20 protein-coding genes are annotated in these 13,294 nt (G+C 70.9%); 11 read left to right on the top strand and 9 right to left on the bottom strand.

Annotated elements, in window-relative coordinates; all coding sequences use genetic code 11:
* Positions 1 to 171: 171 nt before the first annotated feature.
* From ABLE68_RS06165 to ABLE68_RS06155, 3 genes are read right to left on the bottom strand one after another with little or no spacing between them, the layout of a single operon-like run.
* The gene (locus ABLE68_RS06165; RefSeq protein ID WP_348870430.1) at positions 172 to 666 is read right to left on the bottom strand and encodes a nuclear transport factor 2 family protein; all 495 of its coding nucleotides are present in this window, start codon (positions 664 to 666) and stop codon (positions 172 to 174) included.
* Positions 667 to 705: 39 nt separating this feature from the next.
* Positions 706 to 1,272: a hypothetical protein gene (locus ABLE68_RS06160; RefSeq protein WP_348870429.1), complete on the bottom strand. Its 567-nt coding sequence runs from the start codon at positions 1,270 to 1,272 to the stop codon at positions 706 to 708.
* Positions 1,259 to 1,765, bottom strand: coding sequence for a SigE family RNA polymerase sigma factor (locus ABLE68_RS06155; RefSeq protein ID WP_348870428.1), 507 nt, complete (start codon positions 1,763 to 1,765; stop codon positions 1,259 to 1,261). The genes ABLE68_RS06160 and ABLE68_RS06155 overlap by 14 nt, the downstream gene beginning before the upstream one ends.
* Positions 1,766 to 1,941: 176 nt before the next feature.
* Between ABLE68_RS06155 and ABLE68_RS06150 the strand changes: the two genes are divergently transcribed.
* The 3 genes from ABLE68_RS06150 (at position 1,942) to ABLE68_RS06140 (ending at position 3,036) form a co-directional block, all read left to right on the top strand.
* Positions 1,942 to 2,121: a hypothetical protein gene (locus ABLE68_RS06150; RefSeq protein WP_348870427.1), complete on the top strand. Its 180-nt coding sequence runs from the start codon at positions 1,942 to 1,944 to the stop codon at positions 2,119 to 2,121.
* Positions 2,122 to 2,223: 102 nt separating this feature from the next.
* On the top strand, positions 2,224 to 2,496 hold the full coding sequence (locus ABLE68_RS06145) for a DUF7218 family protein (protein WP_348870426.1): 273 nt from the start codon (positions 2,224 to 2,226) through the stop codon (positions 2,494 to 2,496).
* 84 nt (positions 2,497 to 2,580) lie between these two features.
* Positions 2,581 to 3,036, top strand: a complete 456-nt coding sequence (locus tag ABLE68_RS06140) for a response regulator transcription factor (RefSeq protein ID WP_348870425.1) — start codon at positions 2,581 to 2,583, stop codon at positions 3,034 to 3,036.
* A gap of 4 nt (positions 3,037 to 3,040) precedes the next feature.
* On the opposite strand, the gene ABLE68_RS06135 is transcribed toward ABLE68_RS06140, so the two are convergent.
* Together ABLE68_RS06135 and ABLE68_RS06130 are read right to left on the bottom strand one after the other, a co-directional pair.
* On the bottom strand, positions 3,041 to 3,457 hold the full coding sequence (locus ABLE68_RS06135; protein WP_348870424.1) for a DUF6314 family protein: 417 nt from the start codon (positions 3,455 to 3,457) through the stop codon (positions 3,041 to 3,043).
* Between the two features lie 13 nt (positions 3,458 to 3,470).
* Positions 3,471 to 3,971, bottom strand: coding sequence for a thioesterase family protein (locus ABLE68_RS06130; protein ID WP_348870423.1), 501 nt, complete (start codon positions 3,969 to 3,971; stop codon positions 3,471 to 3,473).
* Between the two features lie 140 nt (positions 3,972 to 4,111).
* Between ABLE68_RS06130 and ABLE68_RS06125 the strand changes: the two genes are divergently transcribed.
* Positions 4,112 to 5,161, top strand: a complete 1,050-nt coding sequence (locus ABLE68_RS06125) for an exonuclease/endonuclease/phosphatase family protein (protein WP_348870421.1) — start codon at positions 4,112 to 4,114, stop codon at positions 5,159 to 5,161.
* On the opposite strand, the gene ABLE68_RS06120 is transcribed toward ABLE68_RS06125, so the two are convergent.
* Both ABLE68_RS06120 and ABLE68_RS06115 read right to left on the bottom strand, forming a co-directional pair.
* Complete coding sequence (locus ABLE68_RS06120; RefSeq protein ID WP_348870420.1) at positions 5,162 to 5,926, bottom strand: MBL fold metallo-hydrolase; 765 nt, start codon at positions 5,924 to 5,926, stop codon at positions 5,162 to 5,164. It lies immediately after the preceding gene.
* A 4-nt stretch (positions 5,927 to 5,930) separates the two neighbouring features.
* The gene (locus tag ABLE68_RS06115) at positions 5,931 to 6,674 is read right to left on the bottom strand and encodes a putative protein N(5)-glutamine methyltransferase (protein WP_348870419.1); all 744 of its coding nucleotides are present in this window, start codon (positions 6,672 to 6,674) and stop codon (positions 5,931 to 5,933) included.
* Between the two features lie 16 nt (positions 6,675 to 6,690).
* Between ABLE68_RS06115 and ABLE68_RS06110 the strand changes: the two genes are divergently transcribed.
* The 7 genes from ABLE68_RS06110 to ABLE68_RS06080 all read left to right on the top strand — a co-directional run bounded on the left by ABLE68_RS06110 (position 6,691) and on the right by ABLE68_RS06080 (position 12,254).
* A complete protein-coding gene (locus ABLE68_RS06110) occupies positions 6,691 to 7,053 on the top strand; it encodes a hypothetical protein (protein ID WP_348870418.1) in 363 nt (120 codons plus the stop codon).
* A gap of 10 nt (positions 7,054 to 7,063) precedes the next feature.
* A complete protein-coding gene (locus ABLE68_RS06105; protein ID WP_348870417.1) occupies positions 7,064 to 7,471 on the top strand; it encodes a hypothetical protein in 408 nt (135 codons plus the stop codon).
* A gap of 91 nt (positions 7,472 to 7,562) precedes the next feature.
* Positions 7,563 to 7,979: a hypothetical protein gene (locus ABLE68_RS06100; protein WP_348870416.1), complete on the top strand. Its 417-nt coding sequence runs from the start codon at positions 7,563 to 7,565 to the stop codon at positions 7,977 to 7,979.
* 39 nt (positions 7,980 to 8,018) lie between these two features.
* Entirely contained in the window at positions 8,019 to 9,197 is a 1,179-nt protein-coding gene (locus ABLE68_RS06095) for an oxidoreductase (RefSeq protein WP_348870415.1), read from the top strand.
* Positions 9,198 to 9,317: 120 nt separating this feature from the next.
* A complete protein-coding gene (locus tag ABLE68_RS06090) occupies positions 9,318 to 10,403 on the top strand; it encodes an NAD(P)H-dependent amine dehydrogenase family protein (RefSeq protein WP_348870414.1) in 1,086 nt (361 codons plus the stop codon).
* Positions 10,400 to 11,206, top strand: a complete 807-nt coding sequence (locus tag ABLE68_RS06085; protein WP_348870413.1) for an SDR family oxidoreductase — start codon at positions 10,400 to 10,402, stop codon at positions 11,204 to 11,206. Before ABLE68_RS06090 ends, ABLE68_RS06085 begins: the two co-directional genes overlap by 4 nt.
* Positions 11,207 to 11,216: 10 nt before the next feature.
* Positions 11,217 to 12,254 (top strand): MBL fold metallo-hydrolase, encoded by a 1,038-nt coding sequence (locus ABLE68_RS06080; protein ID WP_348870412.1) that lies wholly within the window; start codon positions 11,217 to 11,219, stop codon positions 12,252 to 12,254.
* On the opposite strand, the gene ABLE68_RS06075 is transcribed toward ABLE68_RS06080, so the two are convergent.
* Both ABLE68_RS06075 and ABLE68_RS06070 read right to left on the bottom strand, forming a co-directional pair.
* Positions 12,235 to 12,420 carry a hypothetical protein gene (locus tag ABLE68_RS06075; RefSeq protein WP_348870411.1) on the bottom strand — a complete coding sequence of 62 codons (186 nt, stop codon included), beginning with the start codon at positions 12,418 to 12,420 and terminating at the stop codon, positions 12,235 to 12,237. The genes ABLE68_RS06080 and ABLE68_RS06075 overlap by 20 nt on opposite strands.
* A 39-nt stretch (positions 12,421 to 12,459) precedes the next feature.
* Positions 12,460 to 13,113: a nucleoside hydrolase gene (locus ABLE68_RS06070; protein WP_348870410.1), complete on the bottom strand. Its 654-nt coding sequence runs from the start codon at positions 13,111 to 13,113 to the stop codon at positions 12,460 to 12,462.
* Positions 13,114 to 13,294: the final 181 nt, after the last annotated feature.

Genomic DNA, 13,294 nt, shown 5'->3' with positions numbered 1-13,294 from the left:
CAGCTGACGTAGGTACGTTGGTTTCCGGGGTTTCGAGACGGTTGCTGCGCAACCTCCTCAACCTCCGGGTGTCGGTGGTTGAGGAAGGCGCGCTAGCGCCTGTCTCGAAACCCCCGCAGCTGACGTAGGAGCCTTGGTTTCCGGGGTTTCGAGACAGGACTTCGTCCTTCCTCAACCTCCGAAGGCGGCCATCCAGGCCTCGCCCTCGGCCGAGAGCGTGCCGTGCTCGCGGGCGGCCTTGCAGTAGCGGCGTACGGCGCGCAGGAAGGTCGCCGGGTTGTAGACGTCCTCCTCGCACGACCACTGGTTGTCGCCGGCGTAGGTGAGGATCGTGATGTTGCTGGCGCCGTGGCGCAAGCCGTCGCCGACGTCGGCGAGCTGGTTGAAGACCTCGCAGACGATCCGGCCCCGCTCCTCGTCGACGACGTACCAGTCGATCGGGAAGTGCGGCATCTCGGTGCCCGGGAACTCCTCGGTCATGGTGCGGGTGATCCAGGTGCGGATCGCCTCGCGGCCCTCGAAGTTGCCGTAGGCGTGCTCGACGTACGTCGCGTCCTCGGTGAAGAGCGCCGCGAAGAGGTCCCAGTCGCGGGTGGCGCAGGCCTTCTCCACCTCGTCCTGGTAGTGCTGGAAGGCGGACTCGAGCTCGCTACGGGACCAGGTCATGGCGACAACATAGGGCCAGAACTGGAACGTGTTCCAGCGTCAGCGGGTGATCGCCGGGATCGCGAGGGGCTCCCGGTCACCGTTGTGGAAGAGGTCCGCAAGCTGGTCGGTCGTCCAGGTCGGCGAGAGCATCTCGAAGAGCTGACCGTCGTTGCGCGTCGGTGCATCGACCCAGAGCGCGTGATCGCCGGACTCCGGGTCGGTGCCGACCCATGCCTTCGCGGGAGAAGGTGCCGAGATCGGCGTGGCGTCATCGGGTACGGAGCCCGGGTTCATCACGGCGTAGAGGTCGTCGGCGCGCTCGTCGCCGACCGCGTGGCGATAGGTGAAGGTGTAGCCGGCGACCTTGATCGTGCTGGTCACGAGCTTGGGGTGCGCGCTCACCGACGGGGCGGCTGAGGGCGGGGGTGTCGGGGCCGGGCTGTCGTCGGTGGCGGTCGTCGCGACGACGGTCAGCACGGCAGCGGCGGCGACGGTCGCGCCGACGGGTACGGCGAGGCGCGGGATGCTCCGCGGGGCGGGCACCTTGCCGGCGTACGACAGGTGGTCGGTGGTGTCGCGGTAACCAGCGCTCAGCTGGCGGGTGAGGTCCTCATCGGTCAACATCGACGTTCTCCTTCTCGGGGACGAGCGCGGCCCGGAGGCGTTCCAGGGCGCGGGCGGTCTGTGACTTGACGGTGCCGGTGGAGCAGCCGAGCGCGGCCGCGGTCTCCTCGACCGAGAGGTCGTCGAAGTAGCGCAGCACGAGCACGGCCCGTTGCCCCGCCGGCAGCTGCCGGGCAGCGCGCAGGAGCTCGTCGCGGTCGGCGACCCCGTCGGTCACCGGGATCGCGACGTCCGCCTCGATCGGCGTCTCGCTGGGCCGGCGGCCGAGCATCCGCCACCGGTCCTTCGCGAGGTTGACCACCACCCGGCGGGCGTAGGCGTCCGGCTGCTCACGCGCGGTCCGCCAGCGGCGGGCCGTGCGCAGCAGCGCGGTCTGCACGAGGTCCTCGGCGTGGCCGCGGTCGCCGCACAGGAGGTACGCCGTGCGCACCAGCCGGTCCGAGGACGCGGCCACGAACTGCTCGAAGGCGCGCCGGTCGGCGGCGGGGATCAACTCCTGCTCCAGATCGTCACACCGAGAAGAACTCCGAACGGTTCGGGCGGGTTGTCATGGGCCTGGCAAATACTTCCCAGTCGGCTCCCAGTGGGTCCCAAGCGGGTCGCGACATGGTCTACCCGTCGGACAAACAGCCCGACACCCCCACCGAGTCACACACCCAGGAGATTCCCATGTTCGACGCCTACCAGCCCGCTGTCATCGCCTTCTTCGTCTTCGCCGCGTGCGCCATCGCCGCCGCGGTCGTCGGCCTCGTCATCGCTGCTCGCGACAGCCGCCTCTTCGCCTCGCAGCCCGTGGTCGCCTTCGGTGGTCGCGTGGCCGCCAAGTCCGACGTACGTCGCGCGGCGTGACCCCCCACGCCTGAGCCCCTCTTCACCGTGGTGGAGAGGGGCTCTCGCATGTGCGCACGAGGGGTGGGTACGGGACGAGGACCGTCAACCGAGGAGGTCATCGTGCCCAGCAGCAAGAAGCCCGGCCCGAGCGTCAAGGACGACGAGCTCTACGAGAAGCTCCGGGACGAGGGCAACAGCAAGCAGAAGTCCGCGGCCATCGCGAACGCCGCGGCCAACACCTCGCGCAGCGCGGTCGGCAAGAAGGGCGGGTCGTCCCCGGCGTACGACGACTGGACGGTCGACGACCTGCGCAAGCGGGCAGCGGAGCTGGACATCGAGGGCCGCTCGTCGATGTCCAAGGACGAGCTGATCTCGGCGCTGCGCGACCACTGACGGACACCGGTCGTTCAACTTTCACCCCTTCGGGTGGCGAGTCCGACTCGCGTGCGATCCGGTCGGATCGACAGGATTCTGACCATGTCAGGTCAACCAGTGCGCCTGGCCATCGCCAGCACGAACCAGATCGTCTCGCAGGGCCTCCGATCGATGCTCGCCGACCACGCGGACCGCGTCGTCGTGGTCGACCACCGCGACGAGTCCGTGACGCCGGACGTCGTGATCCACGACCGCCTCGACCCGGCTGAGCCGGTCGCGTGGGTCTCGGTGGGTGCCGACGTCACGGAGATCCTCCGGGTCGTCGAAGCCGCGGCTGCAGGAGAGATCGGCACTCCGGGGCCGCTCGCTGCCCTGACCCCGCGCGAGCTCGAGGTGCTGCGTCTGATCGCGCGCGGCCTGAGCAACCAGGCGATCGCGGACCAGGTCTTCGTCAGCATCAACTCGGTGAAGACCTACATCCGCTCGGCCTACCGCAAGATCGGCGTGCACAGCCGTACCCAGGCGGTCGCCTGGTGCCTCCAGAACGACCTCGGCTGAGGGCTCAGCGCCGGTCGGCGTGCCTCGTGGTCATCACGTAGTCCTTCTGCGGACCGGTCGCCTGCCACTCCACGTCCCAGTGGCTCACCGGGTCGCCGGTCACGTCGATGCGGCCGGTGTAGGTGTCCGGCGCGCACGGGTGCGTCACGGACGCGCCGGTCGTCCACGGGTGGAAGGGCCGCCCGTCGGAGAAGTGCACGAACCAGCCGTCGTCGCCCCGGTCGACGTAGAGCGTGCGCTCGACAGGCACCGAGTGGTCGCCCCACGTCATCACGCCCTCCTCGCTCCAGCGGACCCGGTCGGGCGACTCGAGCGCGAGCGTGGCCGTGCCGCGCACGTCGCGGCGCTCACCGGCGAGCCGGTCGTCGACCACCCGCACCAGGCTCCACGTGCCGAGCAGGTCGGTCGGCGCGGCGGACACGTCGGTCCTGAGGTCAGCGCAGCGAGATCGACCCGGAGAGCGTCGGCTGCCAGGGCAGCGCGCCGTCCGTCTCGATCCGCTTGTCGAGCGCGGCGGCCACGTCGGCCGGCCACTCCGACGTACGCCGCGTGCCCATGTCGATGTGGAGGAAGACCTCCTCCATGACGTAGCTCAGCCGCTGGTGGGTGTCGTCGAGCAGGTAGACGACCGCGTGCGCGGCGCGCGCGGCGCGGCCGATCAGCAGCACCCGGGCCGAGACCCGGTCGCCGGTGTGCAGCTCGGCGAGGTAGGTGAGGTGGTGCTCGGCGCTGAAGACGGCCTGACCGGCGAGGGTCGGCCAGTTCTGCGGGATGCCGACCGCTTCGAGGGACTCGTCGAGTCCCTCGCTGGCGATGCCGAGGTAGTGGCGGATGTTCAGGTGGCCGTTGATGTCCTCGAACGCCGCCGGGACGGGCTGCGAGGAGTAGGCGGGAAGGTCCACGAGCTGCTCGTACGTCGGATGCGCGGTGGTCACACCGTGACGTTACTTGCCGTGCTCGGGGATCTCTTCGGCGGGCCGGTCGGCGTGGCCTACGGGGCCGGAGGGACTCGCGAGGCTAGCGTGATCGCTCAATCGGTCACTGGGCCGACGATCGAGCCGAGGGGATACGCCGCGTGGTGCGACGCGACCGCCGTGAGGCGCGCCGACACCCCAGCAGGTGGACAGGTCCGCCGCCGCTGCTGCTGTTGGCGACCGTGCTCGGATTCCTCGTCGCTCCGCTCGTCGACCACGACGCCCCGGACGAGCCGGCTCCGCAGGCCGCGATCGTCAGCGTGGCCGCCACGCCGCGCTCGATCGAGCCCCGGATCGTGCGGCCCCAGGTCGTGCCGTCCAGCCAGGGCGGCCAGCTGACCGCCGGCCTCAAGCCGCTGCGCCTCGCCCCGCTCGACGTCGGGGTGGCGAGCATGAACATGTTCCGTCAGCTCTCCTCCGCCCACGCGCTGCACGACGCCCGCCGGCTGACGTCGCGGCCCGGTGTCGACGTGGTCGGCTGGCAGGAGGCGGAAGACTTCGGGGCGGTCCTGCACCGCCTGCCCGGCTTCGCGACCAAGACGTTCCCCTACAGCGGCGGCAGCTCCGAGCTCGCGATCTCCTGGCGCAGCTCGCGGTTCCGCCTGGTCGCGGCGGACCAGAAGCGGGTGGCGTACGGCGTCAGCTCCTACGAGGGCCGCTACCCGTTCGGCAACCGCTTGGTCGCCCAGGTGACTCTCCAGGACCGCCAGTCCGGCCGGCAGCTGACCGTGATCAACGTGCACCTGCCGCAGAAGATCGAGGACTTCGACCACCACCCCGGCCACTGGACCGACACGAAGAACGCGTTCCGCGCGCGCATCCAGCTGCAGCGGCTCGCGGCGATCTGGGCGCAGGCGCAGGGCCGCTGGGTGATCGGGACCGGCGACTTCAACTTCGACGCCCGCGCCGACGCCGCCTACCTCCCGGCCGGTGGTCCGACCCGCGCGCTGCGCAGGACCGCCGTCTCGTCGTACGAGGAGCTGGGCCTGGACGTCGCGACGACCTTCCCCGAGAACGGCCGCAACATCGACTACGTCTGGGCCGACAAGGGCGCCTACCGGTCCGGCCGGATCCAGTTCGACGGGCAGTGGGTGCTCAGCGGCTACAACAGCGACCACCGGCCGCTGCTGACCCGGCTGGTGCTCCGCTAGTCAGAGCCTGACCGTCTGACCGGGCTCGACGAGCAGCGGCTCGGCGGTGCTGGTGGTCCGGGCGAGCGCCTCGAGGAACCGGTCGCCCGGCGTCACGAAGAGGTGCCGGTGGTTGGCCTTCGCGACCCGGCGCAGGCCCAGCGGCCAGAACGTCCCCCAGTGCACGGGGATCGCCACGTCGGCTCCCACGCGCTCGACCGCCTCGGCGCCGTGCACCGGGTCCATGTGGCCGTCGTCGAGGGTCGGACCCCAGCCGCCGATGGGGATCAGCGCGAGGTCGACGTGGCCGACCTCGGCCATGTCGTCACGCAGCTCGGTGTCACCGGGGAACCAGAAGGAGCGGCCACCGCCGTCGACCCGGAAGCCCAGCGGCGGCCCGGTGATCTTGGTGTGCGGGCCGCGACCGCCGTCGTGGGTGGCGGCCAGGACGCGGATCGTCACGCCGGCGATCTCGTGCACCTCGCCGGGGCCGACCGGCAGCACCCGGTCGGACCCGAGGTCGCGGAGCAGGGACTCCCCGCCGCGCGGCACCAGGATCGGGGTGTCGCGCGCGAAGCGGCGCAGCGACGGCAGGTGCAGGTGGTCGTGGTGGAGGTGGGAGATCAGCACGACGTCGGCGTCGGTGGCCTCGTCGGTGGGGTGCGCGGTGTAGCGGCGCAGGTGGAAGAGCTGGTCGCTGAAGAGCGGGTCGAGCGCCACCTGGGCGCCGTCGATCTCGACCGTGGCGGAGGCGTGTCCCCACCAGGTGACGGCCAGCTCGCCCATGAGGTCAGCCTAGGGTCCCGATCACCACGGTGCCGTCGACCTCGGCGGCGAGACCGGAAGCCTCCATCAGGTCAGCGCTGACGGGGCCCTGCTCCTCGCTCGACTCGACCAGGAGCAGGCCGCGGGGCCGGAGCCACTCGGGCGCCTCGGCGATCACCCGGCGCTGGACGTCGAGCCCGTCGGCGCCGCCGTCGAGGGCGACCCGGTGCTCGTGGTCGCGGGCCTCGGGCGGCATCAGGGCGATCGCCTCGGTGGGCACGTACGGCGCGTTGGCCAGGATCACCGCGACCCGGCCCCGGAGCGCGGTCGGCAGCGCCGTGTAGAGGTCGCCCTCGTGCACGCGCTCGGGGTCCAGGTTGCGCCGGGCGCAGGCGACGGCGGCCGGGTCGACGTCGGCGGCGTGCAGCTCGATCCCCGGGACGGCGTCCAGCAGCGCCGCCCCGAGCGCGCCGGTCCCGCAGCACAGGTCGACCGCGACGTCCCCCGCACGGAGACCGTCGGCAGCGCGGCGTACGAGATCGGCGGTGCGCTGCCGGGGCACGAACACCCCCGGTGCGACCGCGATCCGCAGCCCGCAGAACTCGGCGTAGCCGATCACGAGCTCGAGCGGGGTGCCGCTCACCCGCTCGGCGACCATCCGCTCGAGGTGGTCGTCGTCGGCGGCTGCATCGAGCAGCAGCCGCGCCTCGTCCTCGGCGAAGACGCAGCCGGCCGCGCGGAGGGTGGCCACCAGATCGTCGTACGCCATGGTCGATGATGGTGGCATGTCGAGCGGGCTGGCCCAGATCAGCGTCTTCGTGGTCGGGTACGCCGCCATCGTCGCCGTCGCTGCCCTGGCCATCGCGCTCACCCGACGGCAGCGGCCGCCGTGGCTGGACAGCATGGTCTGGCTGCTCGAGGTGCTCAACGTGATCCGCGCCGTCGCCGGTCTCGGCAGCATGCTCGGCGGCTCGCGGCCGGCCGAGATGTCCGCGCACATCGGCTACCTCGCGGCGTCGGTCTGCATCCTGCCGATCGCGATGGCGTCGATCACCGAGGACCGCGGGGTGTGGTCGTCGGCCGTCGTCGCGGTCGCCGCGATCGCGGTCGGCGTGATCGCCGTACGCCTGCAGATGACCTGGACCTGAGGGACCTGACGTGACCGACACCCCCCGCTCGGGACCGCACAAGGTCCTGCTCGCCTTCTACGCGCTCTTCACCCTGGCCGCCGGCGCCCGCGCGCTGGTGCAGCTGACCACGCAGTACGACGACGCGCCGGTCGCCTACTGGCTCTCTGCCGCCGCAGCGGTGACCTACGCGCTGGGTTGGTATGCGATCCGCCAGGCGTCGTACGGGAAGACCGGCTTCGCCAGCGTGATGCTGTGGGTCGAGCTCGGCGGCGTCCTCACCGTCGGCACGCTCAGCCTCGTGGTGGAGCGGTGGTTCCCGGACCCGTCGGTGTGGTCCGACTACGGCATCGGCTACGGGTTCGTGCCCGCCGCCCTGCCCATCGCCGGGCTCTTCTGGCTGCGCCGGCAGAAGCGGCTCCCAGCCGACTCCCAGTAGCGCTCCCAGTCACCCCCAGCGGAGCCCCAGCGCCCACCAAGCGCTGAGCGGCACGGTGTTCCTGTCAACGACCCCCACACAGGAAACCACCATGAACACCGTCATCGTCATCGCCGTCCTGGCCTCCGCCCTGATCGGGTGGCTGGCCACCGCGACCGCCACCCCCACCGCTCGTCGACGCGAGGCCGACCGCCGTCGCCGTCGGGTGGTCCGGCACCCCGCTCTCGCCAACCTCGGCGACGTCCAGCGCCGCCTCGACGCGGACCTGTCCGGCGCGCACGCCGACTTCGTCGTCGAGCGGGTCGCCCGGCACCGCATCGACGCGGCGACGCTCTGGACCTGGCTCGACCGGTTCGGCGCGGACGCCCTGGTGCTGAGCCTCGCCGCCGGCGACGGCTACGCGGGCCTGCTGCGGATCCTGCGCGGCGACAAGGCGTACGACGCGACCGAGGCGCGGCTGCTCGCCGAGCTCAGCCAGCCGGAGCTGTTCGACCTCGCGGCCCTCTGACCCCTCGCTGAAATCTGGAACGTGTTCTAGATTGCCGGGGTGACTGCCGACGTCTTCGCCCCTGTCCAGCTCGGTCCCGTGCGACTGCGCAACCGGACCGTGAAGGCCGCGACGTTCGAGGGCCGGGCGCCCGACGGTCAGGTGACGGACGCGTTGATCGACTACCACCTGGCCGTCGCGACCGGCGGGGTCGGGTTGACGACGGTCGCCTACCTCGCCGTCGCGCCGGAAGGCCGGACCCACCGCGAGCAGATCGTCGTCGGGCCCGACACCCGCGACGGGCTGGCCCGGTTGGTCGACGCCATCCACCACGAGGGCGCCGCCATCGCCGGCCAGGTCGGCCACGCGGGCCCGGTCGCCAACGGCCGGTCCAACGGCGTGAAGGCGATCAGCTCCTCGCGGATGCCGAGCCCGCTGTCGATGCAGATGATCCGCGCGGCGACCGAGGCCGACCTGACCCGCGTCACCAAGGCGTACGTCGCCGCCGCGCGGACCCTGGTCGGCGCCGGGTTCGACGTGCTCGAGCTGCACATGGCCCACAGCTACCTGATCTCGTCGTTCCTCGCCCCCGGGCTCAACCGCCGCAAGGACGGCTGGGGCGGCTCGCTCGAAAACCGTGCCCGGCTCGGTCGGCAGGTCGCGCGCGCCGTACGCGACGAGGTCGGCAACGAGGTCGCGCTCACCGCGAAGGTGTCGGTCGGCGACGGCTTCAAGGGTGGGGTGTCGACCGACGAGGGGCTGGAGTATGCGCAGCTGCTCGAGTCCGACGGCACCCTCGACGCGCTCCAGCTCAGCGGCGGGTCGTCGCTGATGAACCCGATGTACCTCTTCCGGGGCGACGCTCCGCTCAAGGAGTTCGCGGAGACGATGCCCCTCGTCGTACGCCTCGGCATGAAGACGCCGGTGGGCAAGGGCTTCCTCAAGTCCTACCCTTTCGAGGAGGCCTACTTCCGCGAGAAGCAGCTGCGCTTCCGCGCGGCGCTCACGATGCCGCTGATGCAGCTCGGCGGCATCAACCGCAAGGACACGATGGACCAGGCGATGGCCGACGGCTTCGACTTCGTCGCCATGGGCCGCGCGCTGCTCCGCGAGCCCGACCTGGTCAACCGCCTGCAGTCGGCCGAGGCCACCGCCGGCGTCTGCATCCACTGCAACCGCTGCATGCCGACCATCTACTCCGGCACCCGCTGCCCGGTGATCACCCCCGCCGGTGGTTGAGGAGGTTGCGCAGCAACCCCCGCCGTTGGTTGAGGAGGTTGCGCAGCAACCGTCTCGAAACCCCGGAAGCCAAAAAGCGACCCTTCCCAAAGAACTAGAACGTGTTCTAGGTTGGCCGCCATGGGAGACAAGCTGAGAGTCGTCGTCTGGTCGACCGGGACCATCGGTCGCCACGCGATCGCCGGGATCGACGCGCACCCGCGCATGGAGCTGGTGGGCGTCTGGGTGTCCAACCCCGAGAAGGACGGCAAGGACGCCGGGATCCTGGCGGACCTCGGCCGCACCCTGGGCGTCCTGGCCACCACCGACCGGGACGCGCTGATCGCGCTGAAGCCGGACGCGATCGTGCACACCGCGATGGCCGACGACCGGGTCTTCGAGTGCATCGAGGACCTCTTCGGCTTCGTCGAGGCCGGCATCAACGTCGTGTCCAGCGGTCCGGTGCTGCTGCAGTGGCCCGAGAAGATCCTCCCCGACACGATGCTCGACCGGCTCCAGGAGGCGGGACGTCGTACGGGCGCGAGCCTGCACGTCAACGGCATCGACCCGGGCTATGCCAACGACCTCCTGCCGCTCGCGCTGACCAGCCTGAGCCAGCGCATCGACGAGGTGCGCGTGATGGAGATCGCCGACTACTCGACGTACTACCAGCCCGTCGTCATGGGCGACATGTTCGGCTTCGGGCGGCCGATGGACTTCGAGCCGCTGCTCTGGCAGCCCGGCATCCTCACCATGGCGTGGGGCAGCGTGGTCCGCCAGATCGCGGCCGGTCTCGACATCGTGCTCGACGAGCCGCTCATCGAGAAGGTCGAGCGCCGCGCCGCCGAGGTCGACACCCCCAGCGTCTCCGGCGACGTGAAGGCCGGGACCATGGGCGCGGTCCGCTTCGAGCTGATCGGCAACGTCGACGGCATCCCGCGCGTCGTGCTCGAGCACGTCACCCGTACGGCCGAGGACCAGGTGCCCGAGTGGGCGCAGCCGGCCGAGGGCGGCGGTGGCTACCGGGTGATCATCACCGGCGAGCCGATGATGCAGCTCGACCTGACCCACCACGGTGAGCACGGCGACCACAACGTCTCCGGGATGATCACCACCGCGCAGCGCCTGGTCAACGCGCTGCCCGCCGTCGTCGAGGCGAAGGGCGGTCTCATCACCGCGCTCGACCTCCCACTCGTCACCGGAAGGGGCCTGGTGAGCAAGGCATGAGCATCCTGGACCGTTTCTCCATCGAGGGTCAGGTCGCCATCGTCACCGGCGCCGGCCGCGGCCTGGGTGCCGCCACCGCCGTCGCGCTGGCCGAGGCGGGCGCCGACGTCCTCATCTCCGCGCGCACCCCCGACCAGCTCGAGGTCGTCGCCGAGCAGGTCCGCGCAACGGGACGTCGCTGCGTCGTCGTACCCGCCGACCTCAGCGACCTCGACGCCGTCGCCGGCCTCGCGCAGACGGCGTACGACGAGCTCGGTCGTCTCGACACGATCGTCAACAACGTCGGGGGCACCTTCCCGAAGGAGTTCCTGAAGACCAGCCCGCGCTTCCTCAACGAGGCCTTCAGCTTCAACGTCGCCACCGCGCACGCGCTCACCCGCGCCGCCGTACCGCTCATGCTCAAGGACGACGACGGCCAGCAGAAGAGCGTCGTCACGATCAGCTCGATGATGGGGCGTACGGCGGACCGCGGGTTCGTCGCCTACGGCACCGCCAAGGCCGCGCTCGCGCACTGGACCAAGATGGCCGCGCAGGACCTCTCGCCGCGGATCCGGGTCAACGGCATCTACGTCGGCTCGATCCTCACCAGCGCGCTGGAGTTCGTCGCAGGCCAGCCCGAGCTGATGGGTCAGCTCGAGGGCAAGACGCCGCTCGGCCGGGTCGGCGAGCCGGAGGACATCGCGGCTGGCGTCCTCTACCTCTCCTCGAAGGCGGGGCAGTACGTCACCGGCAAGCTGATCGAGATCGACGGCGGCATCCAGCAGCCCACCCTCGACCTCGGCTTCCCCGACGTGACCTCGTAGGGTCCGGGAAGTGACGACCTCCAACACGCCCACTGCCCTTGCCGTCTCGCCGGACTCCGGCGAGCACTGGAGCAAGGAGGGCGCCTGGAAGGTGACCGAGGGGATCCACCGGATCCCGTTGCCGCTCCCGATGGACGGCCTCAAGGCCATCAACGTCTACGTCATCGAGACCGACGACGGGCTCACGCTGATCGACGGCGGCTGGTCGATCCAGGTCGCCCGCGACCTGCTCGAGAGCTGCCTGCGCGACGTCGGCTACGGCTTCGGCGACATCAAGCGCTTCCTCGTCACCCACGTCCACCGCGACCACTTCACCCTGGCGACGGTGCTGGGCCACGAGTACGGCGCGGACGTCGCCCTCGGCCTCGGCGAGAAGCCCGCGCTCGACCTGCTCAACGACCCGGACCTCAGCCACAACCCCTTCCTCGACGTGCTCCGCACCGCCGGCGCCCACGAGATCGCGGAGATCTGGGCAGCCGGCTCGTCGGACGAGCCGAGCCCGTCGATCTGGATGTACCCCCACACCTGGCTCGACGGTGACCAGCAGATCGCCGTCGGGGCGCGCACCCTCGACGCCGTACACACGCCGGGGCACACACCCGGCCACTTCGTCTACGCCGACCAGGCCGCCGGCCTGCTCTTCGCCGGCGACCACGTGCTCCCGACGATCACCCCTTCGATCGGCTTCACGGTCCCCCCGACCCCCGACCCGCTCGGCGACTTCATGGCCTCGCTGACCAAGGTCCGCTCGCTCCCCGACCTCCAGATCCTCCCGGCCCACGGCCCGGTCGCCCCGTCCTCGCACCAGCGCGTCGACGAGCTGCTCGCCTTCCACGACCGCCGCCTCGACCTCAGCCTCGCGGCGCTCGCCGACGGCCCGGCCACCGGCTTCTCCGTCGCCCACACCCTCGGCTGGACCCGCCACGAGAAGGCCTTCGACGAGCTCGACGAGTTCAGCCAGGGCATGGCGGCCATGGAGACGAAGGCGCACCTGGAGCTGCTGGTGGCGCAGGTCGCGCTCGCGCGGCTCAGTCGGGCCGCGAGATGACCGAGTCGTCCAGGGCAGAGATGAAGGCGTTGATCACCCCGGGCACGTCGGCGGCAATCACGACGTTGACCTCGCGTCCGACATCTCGGGACGGGTGCGGCACCAGTTGGTCTCCGTCCAGGGCCATGTGCTTTGGTCGGACGTCGAACAGGTCGGGATGTGCCATGAGCACGAGGGCGCCGGCGTCCCCGAGTAGATGGCGACGTCAAACGGCCAGTAACTCGCCCGCCAGTCGGGCCGCCGGGTCGCGCGAGCCTCGTAGCTTGGTGACCAGCAGGGGTGGGACGGCAATGGTCTCGAACACGTCGGCGGTGTAGACGGTGAGCGGCGTTCCCGCGGAGAGCACCGTCGCGGCCGAAGCGGCGTCGTGGGCGACGTTGAACTCTGGCTCTGATGCGGCCGCCAGCTCGCCCCCGACCATGACGACGTGATCGACACCGGGCTGGGAGACGTACCGCGCGACGTTGGTCAGCGGAGCGCATGCGGCAACCGCCAGAGGTGCAGCGCGCGACAGTAGGCCGACGAGCTCCGACGGATCCTCGTCTCTGACCGCCCCCGTGGCGGGCGCTGGCAGCACCACCCCGCCCAGACCGCCGCTGCCGTGGTTTGTCTCTCCGCTGCGGTGACCGGACCCACCAACGGTGCGCGCCGCTCCGACCACCACCGGGACCTGTGATGCGCGAGCCACCGCAAGGACGGCCGCGGAGTTGCGCGCGGCGACGTCGACCGGAACGTTGCCGACCACCGCAGTGACGCCCACCAGATCCAGGCGCGTCTCGGTGGCGGCGTAGAGCAGGGCGAGCGCGTCGTCGATTCCCGTGTCGACGTCGAGCAACACTCGAGACGGCTTGTGGACCACCCGCCCATTCTCTGGCGGTCCCAGCTCCGTCGACCGACTCGTCCAACAGGCGGCGGAGTGACGTCGCGGTCGACTGAGGGCGTGTCGGTCGTCGTGAGATCAGCAAGCGAGTCCTCGGCGACGCAGGTGTGAGATGAGCAGGTACCGGCCGAGTCGCACGGACGCCCATCGACGTGCCCTT

The sequence above is a fragment of the Nocardioides pollutisoli genome (assembly GCF_040045055.1).
In the GTDB taxonomy this organism is placed as follows: Bacteria; Actinomycetota; Actinomycetes; order Propionibacteriales; family Nocardioidaceae; genus Nocardioides; species Nocardioides tweenelious.
This window is presented reverse-complemented; position numbering and strand designations above follow the sequence as displayed.

What these genes read in the sequence shown, in the direction of transcription:
- ABLE68_RS06165 (WP_348870430.1), bottom strand. Translation starts at nt 666, where the DNA reads ATGACCTGGTCCCGTAGCGAGCTCGAGTCCGCCTTCCAGCACTACCAG.
- ABLE68_RS06160 (WP_348870429.1), bottom strand. Translation starts at nt 1,272, where the DNA reads ATGTTGACCGATGAGGACCTCACCCGCCAGCTGAGCGCTGGTTACCGC.
- ABLE68_RS06150 (WP_348870427.1), top strand. Translation starts at nt 1,942, where the DNA reads ATGTTCGACGCCTACCAGCCCGCTGTCATCGCCTTCTTCGTCTTCGCC.
- ABLE68_RS06140 (WP_348870425.1), top strand. Translation starts at nt 2,581, where the DNA reads ATGTCAGGTCAACCAGTGCGCCTGGCCATCGCCAGCACGAACCAGATC.
- ABLE68_RS06120 (WP_348870420.1), bottom strand. Translation starts at nt 5,926, where the DNA reads ATGGGCGAGCTGGCCGTCACCTGGTGGGGACACGCCTCCGCCACGGTC.
- ABLE68_RS06115 (WP_348870419.1), bottom strand. Translation starts at nt 6,674, where the DNA reads ATGGCGTACGACGATCTGGTGGCCACCCTCCGCGCGGCCGGCTGCGTC.
- ABLE68_RS06110 (WP_348870418.1), top strand. Translation starts at nt 6,691, where the DNA reads ATGTCGAGCGGGCTGGCCCAGATCAGCGTCTTCGTGGTCGGGTACGCC.
- ABLE68_RS06100 (WP_348870416.1), top strand. Translation starts at nt 7,563, where the DNA reads ATGAACACCGTCATCGTCATCGCCGTCCTGGCCTCCGCCCTGATCGGG.
- ABLE68_RS06090 (WP_348870414.1), top strand. Translation starts at nt 9,318, where the DNA reads ATGGGAGACAAGCTGAGAGTCGTCGTCTGGTCGACCGGGACCATCGGT.
- ABLE68_RS06085 (WP_348870413.1), top strand. Translation starts at nt 10,400, where the DNA reads ATGAGCATCCTGGACCGTTTCTCCATCGAGGGTCAGGTCGCCATCGTC.
- ABLE68_RS06075 (WP_348870411.1), bottom strand. Translation starts at nt 12,420, where the DNA reads ATGGCACATCCCGACCTGTTCGACGTCCGACCAAAGCACATGGCCCTG.